The sequence below is a fragment of the Brevundimonas sp. Root608 genome (genome assembly GCF_001427825.1).
Taxonomy (GTDB): domain Bacteria; phylum Pseudomonadota; class Alphaproteobacteria; order Caulobacterales; family Caulobacteraceae; genus Brevundimonas.
Genome location: NZ_LMGT01000001.1, coordinates 124,470 through 138,779 on the forward strand (window position 1 = coordinate 124,470; position 14,310 = coordinate 138,779).

The window sequence follows — 14,310 nt, forward strand, 5'->3', positions numbered from 1 at the left end:
AGGACATCCCCATGACCTCCCCTCCCGACATCCACGGCGTCTGCCCGCCGCGCTTCGCCGCCGTGAAGGACGCCTTCGCCGCCAATTTCACCGAGGCGCCCGAGGGGCTGAACGAACAGGCGGCGCGGTTCAGCGTCTGCATCGGCGGCGAGACGGTGGTCGATCTGTGGGGCGGCTGGGCCGATGCGGCGAAGACCGTTCCCTATGACCAGAACACGCTGACGCCGGTGTTCTCGACCGGCAAGGCGGTGATGGCCCTGCTGATCGCCACGGCGGTCGAGCGGGGCAGGCTGTCCTATGACGAGACCGTCGCGACCGTCTGGCCCGCCTTCGGCCAGGCCGGCAAGGACCGGATCACCGTGGCCCAGATGATGAGCCATCAGGCCGGTCTGCCGGGCTTCTCGGAGACGGTCGATCCGGCGATCTGGTTCGACCGCGAGGCGGTGCTGGAGCGGCTGGCGGCGCAGGCGCCGATGTGGCCGCCGGGGACGGCCTCGGGCTATCACCCGATCACCATCGGCTTCCTGGCGGGCGAGCTGTTCCGGCTGGCGGACGGACGCAGCATGGGGATGGCCCTGCGCGAGGACTTCCCGGGACTGGACCTGTGGATCGGCCTGCCCGAGGCGGAGCACGGACGGGTGGCGGCGTTGCGCAAGCCGACGGCGGCGCCCGATCTGGGGACCATCGACGCGATCAAGACCTCGGCCTTCCTCGACAGGGGTTCGGCGCCGGGCGGGCGCGGCTCGGCCGAGTGGCGGATGGTGGAGATGCCCTCGGCCAATCTGCACGGCACGGCGCTGGACCTGGCGCGGATCATGGGGGTGCTGGCCAACGGCGGGACGCTGGACGGCCGGACCGTCCTGTCCCCCGGCGTGCTGGCCGAGATGCTGCGCGAGCGGATCCATGGCCGCGACAAGGTGGTGCCGTTCGACGTCAGCTGGGCGGCGGGGCTGATGCGCAACGAGGGCCTGCACATCTTCGGCCCCAATCCGACCGCGGCGGGCCACTGCGGCTGGGGCGGGAGCTGCGCCTTCGCCGATCCGGACGCGGGCGTGTCGGGAGCCTATGTGATGACCCGCCAGTCGCCGCACCTGATCGGCGACCCGCGGGCGCAACGGTTGATCGGGGCTTTGTACGCGGGGCTTTAAGGGAGTGGCTGGCCACCAGCCACCAGCCACTTCTACGCCGGTTCGGCCGACCGCTTCAGGGCCTCGCGCGCCGCGCGGACGCGGAAGAAGGCGGCGGCGGCGAAGACGGCGGCGCCGCCCCAGATGAAGGCGAAGCTGATGATGCGCAGCGGCGTCAGGGCCTCGCCGGCCCAGACGCCGACGGCGAACTGCAGCGTCGGGGCGAGGAACTGGATGAAGCCGAGGGTCGACAATGGCAGGCGCCGGGCCGACCAGGCGAACAGGGCCAGGGGCAGGACAGTGGCCGGGCCGTTGGCCAGGGCCCAGAGGGTGTTGACGGGGCTGTCGAAGGCCACGCCGGCCCCGGTGTGCTGCAGCCAGAGCACCCAGGCGAGGCCGAACGGAACCAGCAGCAGACATTCGACCAGCAGGCCGGCCTGGGCGTCGATGGGGACGCGTTTGCGGATCACGCCATAGCTGGCGAAGCTGATCGCGAGGACGATGGATATCCACGGCGGGCGGCCGAGGGCGGCGGTCTGGAAGGCCACGCCGACGGCGGCGAGGCCGATGGCGACCCAGCCCCATTTGTCGATCCTTTCGCGGAACAGCCACAGGCCCACGACCATGTTGAGCAGCGGGTTGATGTAGTAGCCGAGGCTGGCCTCGAGCGTGGCCTCATGGGTGGTGGCCCAGACATAGAGGCCCCAGTTGACGCCGATCAGCAGGGTCGAGAGGGTCAGCCAGCCGAGGGTCTTCGGGTTCGTGAGGGCGGAGCGGACCTGACCGCCCTGCCTGGCCAGCAGCACCAGCAGGCCGGCGACCGCCACGGCCCACAGGGCGCGGTGGGCGAGGATCTCGAGTGAATCGAAGCCGAGCGCGCCCTGCCCCATGAACAGCAGGGGCATGAAGCCCCACATGACATAGCAGCCGAAGGCGGAGATCAGGGCGGCGCGGGGGGTGGCGGACGGGGGTGTCATTCTTTTCGTCCGTCATCCTCGGGTTTGACCCGAGGAACAGAGGTGGGAGGCGGCGGGTCTCGGGGGCGGCCCCGCGAACGAGGGCCGTTCCATCGACCGAACGGCGGATCGTCTGGCCCTCGGGTCAAGCCCGAGGGTGACGGCGGTGTTTGGTCAGACGGTGATGCTTCGATACCCCGAGGCCGGCTTGATCATGCCGGTCTCGTCGAGCAGCTGGGCGATCTGGACGGCGTTGAGGGCGGCGCCCTTCCGCAGGTTGTCGGACACGACCCACAGCGACAGGCCGTTCTCGACGGTCGGATCCCTGCGGATGCGGCTGACGTAGACGGCGTGTTCGCCGGCGGCGTCGACGGGGGTGATGTAGCCGTCGTGCTCCTGCTTATCGATGACCATGACCCCGGGGGCGTCACGCAGGATGGCGCGGGCCTCGTCGGGCGAGATGGGGCGGTCGAACTCGAGGTTCACGGACTCGGAGTGGCCGACGAAGACGGGCACGCGCACGCAGGTGACGGTCAGCTTGATGTCGGGATCGAGGATCTTGCGCGTCTCCTTCCACATCTTGGCTTCCTCGTCGGTGTAGCCGTCGTCGAGGAAGGACCCGATGAAGGGGATGACGTTGAAGGCGATCTGTTTCGGGAACAGCTTGGGCCGCGCGTCGCCCAGGCCGTAGATGGCCTTGGTCTGGTTCCACAGCTCGTCCATGCCCGCCTTGCCCGCGCCCGAGACCGATTGATAGGTCGAGACCACGGCGCGCCTGATCTTCGCCGCGTCATGCAGGGGCTTGAGGGCCACGACCAGCTGGGCGGTCGAGCAGTTGGGGTTGGCGATGATGTTCTTCTTCGACGCCAGCTTGATGGCGTCGGGGTTCACCTCGGGCACGATCAGCGGCACGTCCGGGTCCATGCGGAATGCGGACGAATTGTCGATGACCATGGGGCCGGCCGCGCCGATCTTTTCCGACCACAGGCGCGAAGCGTCGCCGCCGGCGCTCATCAGCACCAGATCGACCGTCGAGAAATCGAACAGTTCGATGTCCTCGCATTTGATGGTCTTGTCGCCCCAGGACACCTCGACGCCCTTGGACTTGCGCGAGGCGACGGCGTGCATGGTCTCGACGGGGAAGTTCAGCTCCTCGAGGATGTTCAGCATTTCCCGGCCGACGTTGCCGGTGGCGCCTACGACGGCGACGCGATAGCCCATATTGGTGTGTCCTTCGGACGCGCTACGCTCGGCTCGCGGAGCCTCGCTGCTTGAGCGCTGGTTTGTGACGGTCGCCCTATGTGGGCTTTCGCGGGCGCGAAGCAATCGCTTTTCAGCGAGAGCCGGCCCGGCTAAGCCCGAGAACGATGCCCTCACGCATACGCACCGCTTATGACCGTCGTTTGGCCGACGGCCGGCTGACGCCCGATCCGTCGCAGGTCGTGGTGGTGGAGGCCCTGTCGCGGCTGGAGAAGGATCTGCGCAAGAAGGCGCCGCTGGGCGGGCTGTTCGGACAGGCCGAGGTGCGCGGCGTCTATCTGTGGGGGCCGCCGGGGCGGGGCAAATCCATACTGATGGATCTGTTCTACGCCTGCGCGCCCGAGCCGCGGAAGACGCGAGCCCATTTCCACGCCTTCATGGCCCGGGTCCACGACCTGATCGGCCAGTGGCGCAAGGGCGATGCGAAGACGCGCAAGGCCGTGTTCGGCCAGTCGAAGGGGGACGATCCCATCCGGCCGGTGGCGGAGCTGATCGCGTCCGAGGCGCGGCTGCTGTGTTTCGACGAACTGCAGGTCACGGACATCGCCGACGCCCTGATCCTGGGCCGGCTGTTCGAGGCCCTGTTCGCGCAGAATGTGGTGCTGGCGGTGACCTCGAACCGGGCCCCGGACCAGCTGTATCTGAACGGGATCAACCGCGAACTGTTCGTCCCCTTCATCGATCTGATCGAGGCGAAATGCGTCGTGGTCAGCGTCTCGGGCGCGCGGGACTGGCGGCTGGACCGGCTGATGGGGGACCGGGTGTGGTTCACCCCCGCCGACGCCGATGCGCGGGCGGGGTTCGAGGCGCTGTGGGCCGATCTGAAGGGCGATCAGGAGGAATGTCCGGCGCATCTGAAGGTGCAGGGCCGCGAGGTGGTGATCGATCGCACCGACGGCGGGCTGGCGCGGGCGACCTTTGACCAGCTGTGCGGGACGGCGCTGGGGCCGCAGGACTATCTGGCCATGGCGGAGCGGTTCCACACCCTGTTCGTCGAGGACGTGCCCGTGCTGGGCCCGGCCAGCCAGCAGGAGGCGCGGCGGTTCGTGACCCTGATCGACGCCCTGTACGAGGCGGGGACGCGGCTGGTGGTCCTGGCCGAGGCAGGGCCCGGGGCCCTGTATCCGAAGGGCGTCGGGGCGTTCGAATTCGAGCGTACGGTGTCGCGCCTCAACGAAATGTCGGGCGCCGAGTGGCTGGCGCGTGAAAGAACGTCGTAAGGTCGTCGCCACAATTCCGCTGGGACCGCCGGTCCACAGTTTGCCACCCCGGAGATTTCCCATGCGCCTGCCCGTCCTGTTCGCCGTCCTCGCCCTCGGCGCCGCCTCGCCCGCCCTGGCCCAGACTCCAGGATCGGCGCCCGCGCCCGCCGCCCCGGCCGCCGCGACCAAGGGGGTGGTTGTCGCCGAGGTCCGGACCTGGCTCATCGGACTGGGCGGGTCGGTGGCCGAGCCGGCGCAGAACGGCGGGGCCCAGGTGCTGACCGTCGCGGATCAGCCGCTGCCGTGGACCCTGACCTTCTACAACTGCGCCGGCGCGAGCCTGTGCGACGACGTGCAGTTCAGCGCCGTCTTCTCGGGACCGATCACGGTCGAGCAGATCAACGCCTGGAACCGCGAGAACCGCTATCTGAAGGCCTTCTTCGTACCGGGGGCGACGCCGGCCGAGGCCGGGGCGGTGGCCCAGTATGACGTGGTGCTGACCGCGACGGGGACGGAGCAGCTGCAGGAGCCGACGGTGATCTGGCTGCAGATGCTGCGCCAGTTCGCGCAGACGCTGGCGCAGGCGGCGGGGCCGGCTCCGGCGGCGCGATAACGTTCGTCATCCTCCGGCAAGCCGCGCCTTCGCGGCGCAGACCGGGGGACCCAGAGGCGCGCGAGAGCGCGAACCTGCCGCGGACCCCGTCGGCGACCAGCCTGCGTGAACAGATCGCCTTCGGCGCCGCTGGGTCCCCCGGTCTCCCCCCGCTTTCGCGGGTGTCGCCGGAGGATGACGAAAGCAAAAAGGCCCCGGATCGCTCCGGGGCCTTTGTTGTTTGCGGCGGACGCGAAGCTTACGCCAGCGAGCCGTCGATGTCCTTGCAGGCCTGGATCAGGCCGTTCACCGACTCGACCGATTTGGCGAACATGGCCTTTTCGTCGTCGTTGGTGGTGAATTCGACGATCTTCTCGACGCCGCCCGCGCCGATCAGGGCGGGGACGCCGACGTAGAGGTCCCTGAGGCCGTATTCGCCCGAGAGCCAGACGGCGCAGGGCAGGACGCGCTTCTGGTCGAGCAGATAGCTCTTGGCCATGGCGATGGCGGATTCAGCGGGAGCGTAGAAGGCCGAGCCGGTCTTGAGCAGGGCGACGATCTCGCCGCCGCCCTTGCGGGTGCGGTCGACGATGGCGTCGAGCTCGGCCTGCGACAGGAAGCCGGCCTTGACCGCGTCGGGCAGGGGCAGGCCGCCGATGGTCGAGTGGCGCACCATCGGCACCATGTCGTCGCCGTGGCCGCCCAGGGTCCAGGCGTGGATGTCCTGCACCGAGACGCCGGTCTTCTCGGCGAGGAACCAGGCGAAGCGGGCCGAGTCGAGTACGCCGGCCATGCCGACGACCTTTTCCTTCGGCAGGCCCGAGAATTTCTGCAGGGCCCAGACCATGGCGTCGAGCGGGTTGGTGATGCAGATGACGAAGGCGTTCGGGGCGTGGGCCTTGATGCCCTCGCCGACGGCCTTCATGACCTTCAGATTGATGCCGATCAGGTCGTCGCGGCTCATGCCCGGCTTGCGCGGCACGCCGGCGGTGACGATGCAGACGTCGGCGCCGGCGATGTCGGCGTAGTCGTTGGCGCCCTTGAGCGAGACGTCCGAACCGATGACCGCGGTGGCCTCGGCGATGTCCAGCGCCTTGCCCTGGGGGGTGCCCTCGGCGATGTCGAACAGGATGACGTCGCCCAGCGCCTCGCGCGCGGCCACATGGGCCAGGGTGCCGCCGATCATGCCGGCGCCGATAAGGGCGATCTTCGCGCGAGCCATGCAGGTCTCCTTGGCCTATCGCGCGTTCGCGCTACTTGAGGCCGTATTGTCAGGTGGTTGGGAAAGCGTTGGCGGCGGTCTAGACCCGCGCGCTTTCGCCTGCAACCGTGACGCCGCGTCACCGGAGCGCCCATGGCCCGCCCGCCTGAAACCCGTCCTGAATTCGTCGCCGCCGAGTCGGTGCCGGCGGACCTGATCACCGTCGTCGACGAGACCACGGTCCGCGCCGAGGTCGAGGCCTGGCGCGCGAAGATGCTGAAGCGGCCGGGGCTGTGGGACCGGGCGACGCGCGGGACGCAGGAACGGATCAACCGGATCATTCCCGAGCGGGTCCACGCCGTCGTCACCGCGGGCGTCGAGGCGATGACCAGGGGGATATTGTTCGGCTCGGACCTGGTGAAGGCGCGGCCCATGGCGGACGGATCGCTGGCGGCGCGCGAGCGGCGGGCGCGGGCGATGATCCGGGCCTATCGCAACACGGCCGGCGTCGAGGGCGGCGTGGCCGGCGCCGGCGGCTTCGTGCTGGCGGCGGCGGACTTTCCGGCCCTCATGGCGATCAAGGTGCGGATGCTGGGCGACGTGGTGGGCGCATACGGCTGGGGCGGCGATACGGTGCGCGAGCGGCTGTTCGTGCTGCACATCTTCCACCTCGCCTTCGCCAGCGCCAAACGGCGGCCGGAGGCCCTGGCCGAGCTGGAGGCGTGGATCGCCGGGGTCGACCAGCCGCAGGCGGTCGCGGACTACGACTGGCGCAGGTTCCAGATCGAGTATCGCGACCATATCGACCTGGCCAAGATGGCGCAGCTGATCCCTGTCGTCGGCGCGCCGATCGGGGCGGTGGTCAACTGGCGGCTGGTCGACCGTCTGGGCGAGACGGCGATGATGGCCTGCCGGATGCGGTGGATGGCGGAGGTGGGCTAGGCAGGCAGGACCGGAATCAACTCCTCGATCGAGCCATCGCCCTGACGCTGGAAATAGCTTTCCATGGGCTGGCGAAGGACCACGCCGTCCTCAAACCGGCCTTGCACGATGAAGGTGCACCTCGCGTCTCCGTCGTCCGCGACGCATTCGACGTCGGTCACGGAGACGATAGCGGCCGTCTGACCTTGGCGCTGGCTCAGGAAGGCGAATTGCGCGTCGTAGTCGCTCCAGTTCGAGGTCACATAGGCGACGACCTCTCTGTCGGACGGGATGGGCGATACGACCGCAGACGTCGTGGAGCAGCCGGCCAGGGCCAGAACAAAAAGGGCGGCGGGGAAAAGACGATAAAGTGTCATCAAGCAAGGCTAGCCGAGTGGGCGCCGGCTGTCGCGGGAGAGTTGATCCGCGCAGCGATGAGGCTTGAGCCTCTCTCCCGAGTATAACTTCCGCTATTTCTGACGACAAAGTTTATCGATTTTCCTTCGGCCAAGCTCAGGCATAGGCTTCCTCCCAATCGCGCCCAGACGCAGGAGGACACCATGGACGGACACGCCGGCGGCCCCACGCCCCTGAACGACCCGAAGAAGGAGCCTGCGGCGCTGAGATCGCTGCTGGGCCGGACCAATCGCGACTGGTGGCCGAACCAGATCGCCGTCGACATCCTGCACCAGCAGGGCCGGACCGGCGACCCGATGGGCGACGGCTTCAACTATGCGAAGGCCTTCAAGGCGCTGGACTACGCCGCGGTCAAACGCGACCTGACCGCCCTGATGACGGACAGCCAGCCGTGGTGGCCGGCGGACTACGGCCACTACGGCCCGTTCTTCATCCGCATGGCCTGGCACTCGGCCGGCACCTATCGGACCGGCGACGGGCGCGGCGGCGCGGGTTCCGGACAGCAGCGGTTCGCGCCGCTGAACAGCTGGCCGGACAACGGCAATCTCGACAAGGCGCGGCGGCTGCTGTGGCCGATCAAGCAGAAATACGGGGCCAGCCTGTCGTGGGCCGATCTGATGATCCTGGCCGGCAATGTCGCCATCGAGTCGATGGGCGGGCCGGTGTTCGGCTTCGGCGGCGGGCGGGCCGACGTGTGGGAGCCCGAGAAGGACGTCTACTGGGGCACCGAGGAGCACTGGGTCGGCGAGGAGGGCAATGAGACCCGCATCCAGCCTGAGAAGCAGATGGCGCTGGAGAGCCCGCTGGCGGCGATCCAGATGGGGCTGATCTATGTGAACCCCGAGGGCCCCGGCGGCGTGCCGGACGCCCTGCAGTCGGCCCGCGACATCCGCGAGACCTTCGCCCGCATGGGCATGAACGACGAGGAAACGGCAGCCCTGACGGCGGGCGGCCACACCTTCGGCAAGGCCCACGGCGCCGGCGACGCCAAGAAGGTCGGCGTCAGCCCGGAAGGGGCGGACATCGCCCAGCAGGGTCTGGGCTGGATCTCCGGCCACGAGAGCGGCATGGGCGACCACACCATCACCTCGGGCATCGAGGGCGCCTGGACGCCCACGCCGACCACCTGGGACATGGACTATTTCAACATGCTGCTGGACCACGACTACGAGCTGACCCGCAGCCCGGCCGGCGCGAAGCAGTGGCACCCTGTGGGCGATCCGCCCGAGACCCTGGCCCCCGCCGCCCATACGCCGGGCAAGAGGGTCCCGACGATGATGACCACCGCCGACATGGCGATGAAATTCGACCCCGAGTACCGCAAGGTGATGGAGAAATTCCGCGCCGACCCGGCCTATTTCGCCGACGCCTTCGCCCGCGCCTGGTTCAAGCTGTGCCACCGCGACATGGGGCCGAAGATCCGCTACCTCGGGCCGGAGGTTCCCGCCGAGGATCTGATCTGGCAGGACCCGATTCCGGCGCATCAGGGCTCGCGGATCGGCGACGCCGACATCCGCGCGCTGAAGGACCGGATCGCGGCCTCGGGCCTGTCCGTGGCCGAGCTGGTGACGACGGCCTGGGCGGCGGCCGTGACCTATCGCGGCTCGGACCATCGCGGCGGGGCCAACGGCGGGCGCCTGCGGCTGGAGCCGCAGCGCAGCTGGGACGTCAACGAACCGGCGAAGCTGGCGCCGGTGCTGAGGGTCTATGAGGAGGTCCGGTCGAGCTCGGGCCTGAACGTCTCGATCGCCGACCTGATCGTGCTGGGCGGTTCCGTCGGGATCGAACAGGCGGCCCGTGCCGGGGGCTGCCCGATCGAGGTTCCCTTCACCCCGGGCCGGACCGACGCCAGCCAGGAACAGACCGACGTCGAGGGCTTCGCGGTGCTGGAGCCGAAGGCCGACGGTTTCCGCAACTATCTGCAGGTGCGGTTCAACGTGCCGACCGAGGAGCTGCTGGTCGACCGGGCGCAGTTGCTGGGCCTGACGGCGCCGGAGATGACGGTGCTGGTCGGCGGCCTGCGGGTGCTGGGCGCCAACCACGGCGCGTCCAAGCATGGCGTGTTCACCGACCGGCCGGGGCAGCTGACCAACGACTTCTTCGTCAATCTGCTGGACATGCGGACGGCCTGGAAACAGGTCGACGACAGCGGCGACGAGACGTTCATCGGCTCGGACCGGATCAGCGGGGAACAGCGGTGGACGGCGACGCGCACCGATCTGGTGTTCGGCTCGAACTCGCAGTTGCGGGCGCTGTCGGAAGTCTACGCCTCGGCCGATGCGGGCGAGAAATTCGTCCGCGACTTCGTGGCGGCGTGGACCAAGGTGATGAACGCCGACCGGTTCGACATCACCCTGAACGAGGAGTTCGGCGCGGCGGCCGTCTAGCTTCCTCCTCTCCTGGCGTGCGGGCTGGAAGGTTCATCACGAAGGGCGCGAAGGGGTCACCAAGGACATGAAGGGACCGGAGACGTATCCGGATCGGAATTCTTCCGCGGTTACGCTCGCGGCGTTCGCCGCCTTGATTCAGCGAGGCCTTGCCTCGATCCGGAGCCTCTCACCGCCGAAACGACGAGTCCGGGTCTGTCGCCATCAAAGGACCCCTTGTGCCCTTCGTGACCCCTTCGCGCCCTTTGTGTTGAACCCTCTCTCGCCAGAGGAGGAGCAACCGAATGTCAGTCATATAAGGCTGCCTGATTGCCTTTGGATAAAGCGATAGAGCACGCCTATATGTCGGCCATGCTTCCCACGCTCCGACAGCTTCAGTATCTCAAGCTCCTGGCCGAACACGCCTCGTTCAGCCGCGCGGCCGAGGCCGCCCATGTCAGCCAGCCGGCCCTGTCGGCCGGCGTGCAGGAGCTGGAGAAGATACTCGGCGCGCCGGTGGTGGAGCGTACGCGGGGCAACGTCCAGCTGACGGCCGTCGGGGCCGAGGCCGTGCGCCGGGCCGAGGACGTGCTGGCCCGCACCGAGGATCTGGTCGAGGCGGCCAAGAATGCGGGCAAGCCGCTGTCCGGTCGGTTCCGACTGGGCGTCATTCCGACGGTCGCCCCCTTCCTGCTGCCGACCAAGCTGCCGGGGATCAAGCGGACCTGGCCCGCCCTGCGGCTGTTCATCCGCGAGGACCTGACGCCGCGCCTGATCGCCGGACTGAAGGCCGGGCAACTGGACGCGGCGGTGATCGCCCTGCCCTACAGCTCAAGCGGCGTGGACCACGCGCGTATCGGCGACGATGAAATCCTGGCCGCCGCGCCGGTCGGTCACGCCCTGGCGGGGACCGGTCCGATCCCGGCGGGGTCGCTGAAGGCCGAGGACCTGATCCTGCTGGAGGATGGTCACTGCCTGCGCGACCAGGCGCTGGCGGCCTTCCATATCGACCCGCCCAAGGGCGACGATGTCTTCGCCGCGACCTCGCTGCATACGCTGGTGCAGATGGTGTCGGCCGGGCTGGGCGTCAGCTTCCTGCCCGAGATGGCGGTGCGGGCCGGCCTCGCCGACATGCCCGGGGTGGTGGTCCGTCCCATCGCCGCCAAGGCGCCGCGCCGCGAGATCGTCGTGGCCTGGCGCACGGGCTCGAGCCGCGCGGCGGAGGCCCGATTGCTGGCCGAGGCGCTGACGCTGGACTGATCGCTCCACCTGTTCCCCTTGTCCCGGCTCCCGCCGGGATGAGCGGGGTGAAAGAGGCAGGGGGCTCATTACGACATCGTAAGGTGCGTCCGGACTCCCCCCTGATAGGGTCCGGCGGCCCGCATGCGACGGGCGTTCGGAGCCCGCGTCCATGAAGTCCCGCCTGATCCTGACTGCCGCCGTTTCGGCCTTGCTGCTCGGTCTTCCGGCCGCCGCCCCGGCTGTCGCCCAGACCGCTGCGACAACCGCCGTCGCCGTGCCGCCGCTGGGCTTCGTCGAACGCACCCTGCCGAACGGGCTCAAGGTCTACACCGCGCGCGATGCATCGACGGCGAACGTCACGGTGCAGGTCTGGTACAAGGTCGGATCCAAGGACGATCCCGCCGGACGCTCGGGCTTCGCCCACCTGTTCGAACACCTGATGTTCAAGGCGACGAAGAATTTCCCCGACGAGACCTTCGACCGGCTGACCGAGGACGTCGGCGGCAACAACAACGCCTTCACCTCGGACGATGTGACGGCCTATCACGAGACCATTCCGGCCAATCACCTGCAGCGCCTGCTGTTCGCCGAGGCCGACCGGATGAGCTCGCTGGTGGTCGGCGAGGACGTGTTCCGCTCGGAGCGCGCCGTGGTGCAGGAGGAATACCGGCAGGGCATTCTGGCCAGCCCCTACGGCCGGCTGTTCGGGGTGTTCGAGCCGGCCACCGTCTATCAGGAAAGCCCCTATCGCCGGACGACCATCGGCTCGATCGAGGATCTGGACGCGGCGACGCTGGAGGACGTGCGGCGGTTCCACGCCACCTACTACCGGCCGGACAACGCCTATCTGATCGTGGCGGGGAATTTCGACCAGGCGCAGCTGGACGCCTGGATCGACCGGTATTTCGCGCCCATCGCCAATCCCGAACGCCCGCTGCCCGCCAACAATGTGGTCGAGCCCGAGCCGGCGGGGCCGCGCGACGTGACCTTTTACGCGCCCAATGTGCCCCTGCCCGCGGTCATGCTGGCCTGGCCGACGGTGAAATACGCCGATCCGGACCGCGCGGCCCTGACGGTGCTGGACGGCATCCTGTCGACCGGCGAAAGCTCGCGCCTGTACCGGTCGCTGGTCTATGAGCAGGAGATCGCCGCCCAGATCGGCTCCTCGCCCGACATGAAACAGCAGGCCGGGCATCTCACGGCCTACGCCATCATGGCCGACGGCCACACCGCCGATGAAGGCGTCGCCGCCCTGAACGCCGAGATCGCCCGCTTCCGCGACGAGCCGGTCACCGAGGCCGAACTGGCCGAGGCCAGGAACGAGCTGGTCGCCGACGCCCTGCGCAGCCGCGAGACCATCGACGACCGCGCAAACGTGCTGGGCTCGGCCCTGATCGGGACCAATGGCGACGCCTCGGTCGCCGACCGCGAGATCGCCGACATCCAGGCCGTGACCGCGGCCGACGTGCAGCGCGTGGCGCGGCGCTATCTGACGCCGCAGCGCGCGTCGACGATCCGCTATCTCGCCGCAGACGAGGCCCATCCGGTGACGGAACAGAACACCGCCGTCGACGCGCCGGTGCGCGTCGCCGACCTGGCGCCCGTCGGCGAGATCTTCGCCCTGCTGCCCGAGGCCGAGCGCGCGGCCATGCCGGAGCCCGGCGCCGCGGTGTCGCCCTCGACGCCGGCGATCGCGGACTTCCGTCTCGACAACGGCCTGCGCGTGCTGGTGGCGCCCAAGAGCGGCCTGCCGCTGGTCTCGGCCCGCCTCAGCTTCGACGCCGGCTCGGCCGACGAGGCCGCGGGCAAGGCCGGGGCGGCCAGCCTGACGGCCAATCTGCTGACGCAAGGGACCGCCACGCGTTCGGCCCCGCAGATCGCGACAGAGATCGAGCAGCTGGGCGCCAGCGTCGGGGCCGGAGCCGGTCCGGACTTCACCAATGTCTTCGCCAACGCCCCGGCCAACGTCTTCCCGCAGGCCGTCGCCCTGATGGCCGATCTGGTGCGAAACCCGGCCTTCGCGGAAGAGGAACTGGACCGTCAGCGGACCCAGACCCTGGACGGGCTGAAGGTGGCGCTGAGCACGCCCGGCCAGGTGCTGAGCCAGGCCGTCGGCCGGGTCGTCTACGGCAATGCGCCCTATGGCGCGCCGGGGGTCGGCACGGTGACCTCCCTGCCCGCGATCACGCGTGACGACATCGTCGCCTTCCATGCAGCCCGGTACCGCCCGGAGGCCGCGACCCTGGTGTTCTCGGGCGACATCACCCCGGACCAGGCCCGCGCCCTGGCGCAGTCGGCGTTCGGCGACTGGGCTCCGGCCGGTTCAGGCGCGGCGGCGGTCGCTTCGCCGGCCGGTCAGACCGTGGCGCCGCGCGTCATCGTCATCGACCAGCCCGGCGCGGGACAGGCGGCGGTGGCCGTGGCCATGCGCAGCGTGCCGCGCGCCACGCCCGACTATTTCCCCCTGACCCTGGGCAACACCCTGCTGGGCGGCAGCTTCACCTCGCGGCTCAATCAGGAGATCCGCATCAAGCGCGGCCTCAGCTACGGCACGCGGTCGTCGCTGGGCGTCCGGCGCGATGCCGGGGCCTTCGTCGCCTCGGCCCAGACGCGCAACGACGCCGCGCCCGAGGTCGTCGACCTGATCCTGGCCGAGGTCGCCCGACTGGGCTCGACCGCCCCGACCGAGCAGGAGATGACCACCCGCCGCGCCATCCTGACCGGCGCCTTCAGCGACTCGCTGGAGACGGTGGACGGGCTGGGCGGGCTGGTCGCCAGTCTGGCGCTGTACGACCTGCCGATGAGCGATCTGGCCGCCTATGTGAACAATGTCGAGGGCGTCGACGCCGCCGACGTCCAGGCCGCCTTCGCCCGCAATATCCCGGTCGACCGGTCCAGCGTGGTCGTGGTCGGCGACGCGTCGAAATTCCTGGACGCCCTGCGGGTGAAGCATCCGAACGTCGAGGTCATACCGCTGTCGGCGCTCAATCTGGATAGCGCGGCGCTGCGGTAGGGGCGAGCTTTCA

11 protein-coding genes are annotated in these 14,310 nt (G+C 69.2%); 7 read left to right on the plus strand and 4 right to left on the minus strand.

Annotated features, from left to right (window positions below; translation table 11 throughout):
• Nucleotides 1-11 precede the first annotated feature (11 nt).
• Entirely contained in the window at nucleotides 12-1,148 is a 1,137-nt protein-coding gene (locus tag ASD59_RS00660) for a serine hydrolase domain-containing protein (protein WP_055826795.1), read from the plus strand.
• A 32-nt stretch (nucleotides 1,149-1,180) separates the two neighbouring features.
• Here the strand turns inward: ASD59_RS00660 and rarD are convergent, their stop codons facing one another.
• Both rarD and ASD59_RS00670 read right to left on the minus strand, forming a co-directional pair.
• Complete coding sequence (gene rarD / locus ASD59_RS00665; RefSeq protein ID WP_055826798.1) at nucleotides 1,181-2,104, minus strand: EamA family transporter RarD; 924 nt, start codon at nucleotides 2,102-2,104, stop codon at nucleotides 1,181-1,183.
• A gap of 153 nt (nucleotides 2,105-2,257) precedes the next feature.
• Nucleotides 2,258-3,304 carry an aspartate-semialdehyde dehydrogenase gene (locus tag ASD59_RS00670; RefSeq protein WP_055826801.1) on the minus strand — a complete coding sequence of 349 codons (1,047 nt, stop codon included), beginning with the start codon at nucleotides 3,302-3,304 and terminating at the stop codon, nucleotides 2,258-2,260.
• A 146-nt stretch (nucleotides 3,305-3,450) separates the two neighbouring features.
• On the opposite strand from ASD59_RS00670, the gene zapE reads away from it, so the two are divergent.
• Together zapE and ASD59_RS00680 are read left to right on the plus strand one after the other, a co-directional pair.
• Nucleotides 3,451-4,563, plus strand: a complete 1,113-nt coding sequence (gene zapE / locus ASD59_RS00675; RefSeq protein ID WP_055826804.1) for a cell division protein ZapE — start codon at nucleotides 3,451-3,453, stop codon at nucleotides 4,561-4,563.
• Nucleotides 4,564-4,624: 61 nt separating this feature from the next.
• Nucleotides 4,625-5,158, plus strand: coding sequence for a YbjN domain-containing protein (locus ASD59_RS00680; RefSeq protein ID WP_055826807.1), 534 nt, complete (start codon nucleotides 4,625-4,627; stop codon nucleotides 5,156-5,158).
• 238 nt (nucleotides 5,159-5,396) lie between these two features.
• Here the strand turns inward: ASD59_RS00680 and mdh are convergent, their stop codons facing one another.
• A complete protein-coding gene (gene mdh, locus ASD59_RS00685; protein ID WP_055826810.1) occupies nucleotides 5,397-6,359 on the minus strand; it encodes a malate dehydrogenase in 963 nt (320 codons plus the stop codon).
• A 132-nt stretch (nucleotides 6,360-6,491) separates the two neighbouring features.
• Here mdh and ASD59_RS00690 point away from each other — a divergent pair, with 132 nt between their 5' ends.
• The gene (locus ASD59_RS00690; protein WP_082559990.1) at nucleotides 6,492-7,280 is read left to right on the plus strand and encodes an EcsC family protein; all 789 of its coding nucleotides are present in this window, start codon (nucleotides 6,492-6,494) and stop codon (nucleotides 7,278-7,280) included.
• On the opposite strand, the gene ASD59_RS00695 is transcribed toward ASD59_RS00690, so the two are convergent.
• On the minus strand, nucleotides 7,277-7,636 hold the full coding sequence (locus ASD59_RS00695; protein WP_055826820.1) for a hypothetical protein: 360 nt from the start codon (nucleotides 7,634-7,636) through the stop codon (nucleotides 7,277-7,279). The genes ASD59_RS00690 and ASD59_RS00695 overlap by 4 nt on opposite strands.
• A gap of 183 nt (nucleotides 7,637-7,819) precedes the next feature.
• On the opposite strand from ASD59_RS00695, the gene katG reads away from it, so the two are divergent.
• The 3 genes from katG (at nucleotide 7,820) to ASD59_RS00710 (ending at nucleotide 14,297) form a co-directional block, all read left to right on the plus strand.
• Nucleotides 7,820-10,063 carry a catalase/peroxidase HPI gene (gene katG / locus ASD59_RS00700; protein ID WP_055826823.1) on the plus strand — a complete coding sequence of 748 codons (2,244 nt, stop codon included), beginning with the start codon at nucleotides 7,820-7,822 and terminating at the stop codon, nucleotides 10,061-10,063.
• A gap of 351 nt (nucleotides 10,064-10,414) precedes the next feature.
• Nucleotides 10,415-11,302 carry a hydrogen peroxide-inducible genes activator gene (locus ASD59_RS00705; protein WP_055829584.1) on the plus strand — a complete coding sequence of 296 codons (888 nt, stop codon included), beginning with the start codon at nucleotides 10,415-10,417 and terminating at the stop codon, nucleotides 11,300-11,302.
• Between the two features lie 151 nt (nucleotides 11,303-11,453).
• The gene (locus ASD59_RS00710; protein WP_055826826.1) at nucleotides 11,454-14,297 is read left to right on the plus strand and encodes a M16 family metallopeptidase; all 2,844 of its coding nucleotides are present in this window, start codon (nucleotides 11,454-11,456) and stop codon (nucleotides 14,295-14,297) included.
• Nucleotides 14,298-14,310 lie beyond the last annotated feature (13 nt).